At 61.4% G+C, this 3,568-nt stretch carries 4 protein-coding genes, 3 tRNA genes and 1 rRNA gene; all 8 read right to left on the minus strand.

Going from position 1 to position 3,568, the window contains the following annotated elements:
- Positions 1 to 262, minus strand: a 262-nt coding sequence (locus RA210_RS17700; RefSeq protein WP_236574798.1) for a GTP-binding protein, incomplete at its 3' end; no start/stop codon positions are given.
- An 82-nt stretch (positions 263 to 344) separates the two neighbouring features.
- A tRNA-Thr gene (locus RA210_RS17705) sits at positions 345 to 420 on the minus strand.
- A 26-nt stretch (positions 421 to 446) separates the two neighbouring features.
- Positions 447 to 520 (minus strand) — tRNA-Gly (locus RA210_RS17710).
- 24 nt (positions 521 to 544) lie between these two features.
- Positions 545 to 629: transfer RNA gene (locus RA210_RS17715), tRNA-Tyr, on the minus strand.
- A 119-nt stretch (positions 630 to 748) separates the two neighbouring features.
- Positions 749 to 1,444, minus strand: coding sequence for an SPOR domain-containing protein (locus RA210_RS17720; RefSeq protein ID WP_136491527.1), 696 nt, complete (start codon positions 1,442 to 1,444; stop codon positions 749 to 751).
- 4 nt (positions 1,445 to 1,448) lie between these two features.
- Complete coding sequence (locus tag RA210_RS17725) at positions 1,449 to 2,204, minus strand: type III pantothenate kinase (RefSeq protein WP_201487471.1); 756 nt, start codon at positions 2,202 to 2,204, stop codon at positions 1,449 to 1,451.
- Entirely contained in the window at positions 2,194 to 3,144 is a 951-nt protein-coding gene (gene birA, locus RA210_RS17730) for a bifunctional biotin--[acetyl-CoA-carboxylase] ligase/biotin operon repressor BirA (protein WP_136491528.1), read from the minus strand. Before birA ends, RA210_RS17725 begins: the two co-directional genes overlap by 11 nt.
- A 117-nt stretch (positions 3,145 to 3,261) precedes the next feature.
- Positions 3,262 to 3,377 (minus strand): 5S ribosomal RNA (gene rrf / locus RA210_RS17735).
- Positions 3,378 to 3,568 lie beyond the last annotated feature (191 nt).

Raw genomic sequence — 3,568 nt, forward strand, 5'->3', positions numbered from 1 at the left:
AGTCAGCGTGACCCGGGCAGTCAACGTGAGCGTAGTGACGAATGGCGGAATCGTACTCGACGTGCGAGGTGTTGATGGTGATACCGCGCGCCTTCTCTTCCGGAGCGTTGTCGATCTGGGAGAAGTCGCGAGCGGAACCACCCCAGGTCTCGGCGCAGACCTTGGTCAGCGCAGCGGTCAGCGTGGTCTTGCCATGGTCGACGTGACCGATGGTGCCGACATTGACGTGCGGTTTGGAACGTTCAAATTTCTCTTTAGCCATCGAGACACTCTCCGGTCGAGGAACTGGAAAAACTGCCCACATAGAACAAAGGCAGATATTTTCATATCTGCCTTTGTCTGTTTGGAGCTCATGAGCGGATTTGAACCGCTGACCTCACCCTTACCAAGGGTGTGCTCTACCAGCTGAGCTACATGAGCGAAGCGCTGTGCACGAACAACAAAACTGGAGCGGGTAGCGGGAATCGAACCCGCATCATCAGCTTGGAAGGCTGAGGTTCTACCACTGAACTATACCCGCGGAGCTTGCAGCTCACGCTTAATCTGGTGGAGGGGGAAGGATTCGAACCTTCGAAGTCGATGACGTCAGATTTACAGTCTGATCCCTTTGGCCACTCGGGAACCCCTCCAGAGGGTGCGGCATTCTTAACGTCTGCCCAGCCAATGTCAAGCGATTTTCATCTCTCTTGACCCTTTCGAAGCGCTGCCTGGCAGTGCGTCTCAAGTGGTGCGCATCATAAGTGCTTTTTCAGCGATGCGCAACCCCCGAGCATGAGATAAGTTGATGTTTTAGATCGGAAAAGTCGGCCTGCAGGCGTTGCACCACCGCCCCATCCACCAGGCGCTGGTCCTTTTCCGCCACCCGGACCCAGTACTCCTGGTAGATCCGCGGTAGTTCGCGCAGCTGTGGAGCGTACCCGCTGGCTCGCAGCTTGTCGGCCACGCTCACGGCAGCGTCCAGACGGGGGAACACCCCCAGCAATATGCCGTTGGCCATCTCGCCCTCGGTGATCAGGTAGCTGTCGACTCCGCGCGCCTGCAACTCGCGCAGCTGCCGCAGGGAGGCTTGTCGCGAGGCAAGGGGCGGGATGTACACCCAGTGATCGCTGCCGAACGACGCCTCGGCGGATACCACCCGGACGGCAATGTCGAGACTCAGCAGGCGCTGCTCGAGCTGGCGGGCCCTCTCCATGCTATTGAAGCCGCCCAGTACCAGGCAGCGCGCGACAGACTCCTCCGAGCTTCCGCCCGTGCCGGCCATGCCTGCTGTCGCGGCAGCCTGCTGAGCCTCCGCCAGCAGGCGCAGCGACTGGGCCGGAGCAACGGCCGCGGTTGGCGTCCGCATGGACAGCGACAGCTCACCTCCGGCACTGGGCGCCAGACGATGCTGCCAGACGAAAAGACCGACATTCAGAAGCAACAACAACAGAAACACCCAGCGCATGCACTCAACTCCGCTCGATCGGACAGGCCAGCGCCAAACCGATGAATACGAGATCCGGCCGGCATTTTGACTGCGGCCAGACATCGGCAACCAAGGCGGCATCCCCTCCCGTCAGGAACACCTCGAAATCCCCGCCCAGCAATTCTCCCGCCGCAGCACACTGTTCGCGGACAAAACCACGCAGCATCAGCAGACAGCCGCGCTCCACCGCCTCCGCCGTGGAACGGCCCGGCAGCAGCTCGCCACCGGCCTGTGCCGCCTCGCCGTCTTCGTAGCGGATCCGCCGCGTGTGGCCGCGCAGTTGGGCACGCATCAGCGGCAGGCCCGAACAGATGTAGCCGCCCAGATGCTGCCCATCGACGCTGACGAGGTCTGCCGTCACGGCCGTCCCCAGGTCAATCACCAGACAGGCCTTGCCGGCCAGATGGTAGCCGCCAAGGATCGCCAGCCAGCGATCCAGTCCGAGACGCGCATACTCGCGGTAACCGTTGCGCACTCCAGCACACCGGACGGCAGCACTGGCCTGGAGGATACGCAGTTCGCCCCCCCTACTGACCTCGTCGAGCAACTGGCGGGTCTCTTCATCGCTGCGCACGCTGACGATCCGGCACCAGCGAAGCGGCGCCCCGTCGAGCCTATCCAGCTGAGCACGCAGTTCGGCCGCCGTTTCCGCCGTCCCTTCCAGCACGGGATCCGCGCCGTCAGCCGGCAGCACACGCCACTTGATCCGTGTATTTCCGCAATCCAGCTCAAGAATCATGCTGCAGCCTCAGGCTCAGCTCGCCGCCGCTATACACCTGCTCGGCGCCTTCGACCAACAGCCGCAGGCCTCCGTCGCCAGATACTCCCAGCGCGGTGCCAGCCACCTCGTGCACGCCACTGATCAGGCGCACCTCCCGCCCCTGCCACAGGTGATAGCGCTCCCACTCCTGGTGAAAGGCGGCAAAGCCCTGCTCCCGATGCATGGTCAGGGCCTGCTCGAGCTGCTCGGCCAGAACGATGGCTAGCTCGTTGCGATCCACGGTGCGCCCGATCTCCCTCTGCATTGACGTCCACGCCTGATCGATGCCCTCTTCATGCAGCATATTGGCATTGATGCCGATGCCGATCACCACATGGCAGATGTCCGCCGGATCGCCATTGAGTTCGAGCAGGATGCCCGCAATTTTCTTTCCGGACGCCAGCAGGTCATTCGGCCATTTCAGCCCAATCTCGCGCACACCTAGCTGGCGCAGCGTGCGCAGCACCACCAAACCGACCACGAGGCTCAGCGCCTGCAACTGGGTGCTCGAGCGATCGATGCGGATGACCTGGGAAAAATACAGATTCGTACCATAGGGGCTCACCCAATGGCGCCCCCTCCGCCCCCGCCCCATGCTTTGCGCCTCGGCCAGTACCACATAAGGAGGCTCGAGATAGCCCAGCTGGCGTAGGGCCAAAGCATTGGTGGAGTCGACACGCTCCTCGATCAGGACCCGCTGGCGCGGTAAGCGCTGGCTGAGCAACTCAGCCGACAGCAGGCTCAGGGGCTGCTCCAGGCGGTAGCCTTTACCGCGAATCCGTTGCAGACATACGCCATAGTCCTGCTCCAGCTGCTGCAGCTGCTTCCATACCGCACTGCGGCTGATCCCCAGCTGCGCGCCCAGCGCCTCTCCGGAATGAAAGCGCCCGTCCGCCAATAGACGTAATAACTGCAAGATTTCCACCTCGTATCAGCACGCCTGCACGATGATAAACGCCAGGGACAGCAACCGCGAGTCTTGGACCGAAAAGACGAAACCCCGACCAGCGTGGCTGATCGGGGTTTCTGTATAGGTGCTTGACGATGACCTACTCTCACATGGGGAAGCCCCACACTACCATCGGCGATGCGTCGTTTCACTGCTGAGTTCGGGATGGGATCAGGTGGTTCCAACGCTCTATGGTCGTCAAGCAATTCGGTTGGGGCATCGCCATGGCGCTACCCCGAATTGGGCAAGTGATAGTGTATCAGATTTGGTAATTTGCGGTTCTGCAAGCTTTCGGCCTGTCGCACCCACTGTGATCCTGGGATCGCAGATTGTTTGGGTGTTATATGGTCAAGCCTCACGGGCAATTAGTACTGGTTAGCTCAACGCCTCACAA

The sequence above is a fragment of the Pseudomonas sp. OF001 genome, from assembly GCF_904426495.1.
Lineage (GTDB): Bacteria > Pseudomonadota > Gammaproteobacteria > Pseudomonadales > Pseudomonadaceae > Geopseudomonas.

Coding starts and splice junctions, on each gene's coding strand:
- RA210_RS17720 (WP_136491527.1), bottom strand. CDS start 1,444: ATGCGCTGGGTGTTTCTGTTGTTGTTGCTTCTGAATGTCGGTCTTTTC.
- RA210_RS17725 (WP_201487471.1), bottom strand. CDS start 2,204: ATGATTCTTGAGCTGGATTGCGGAAATACACGGATCAAGTGGCGTGTG.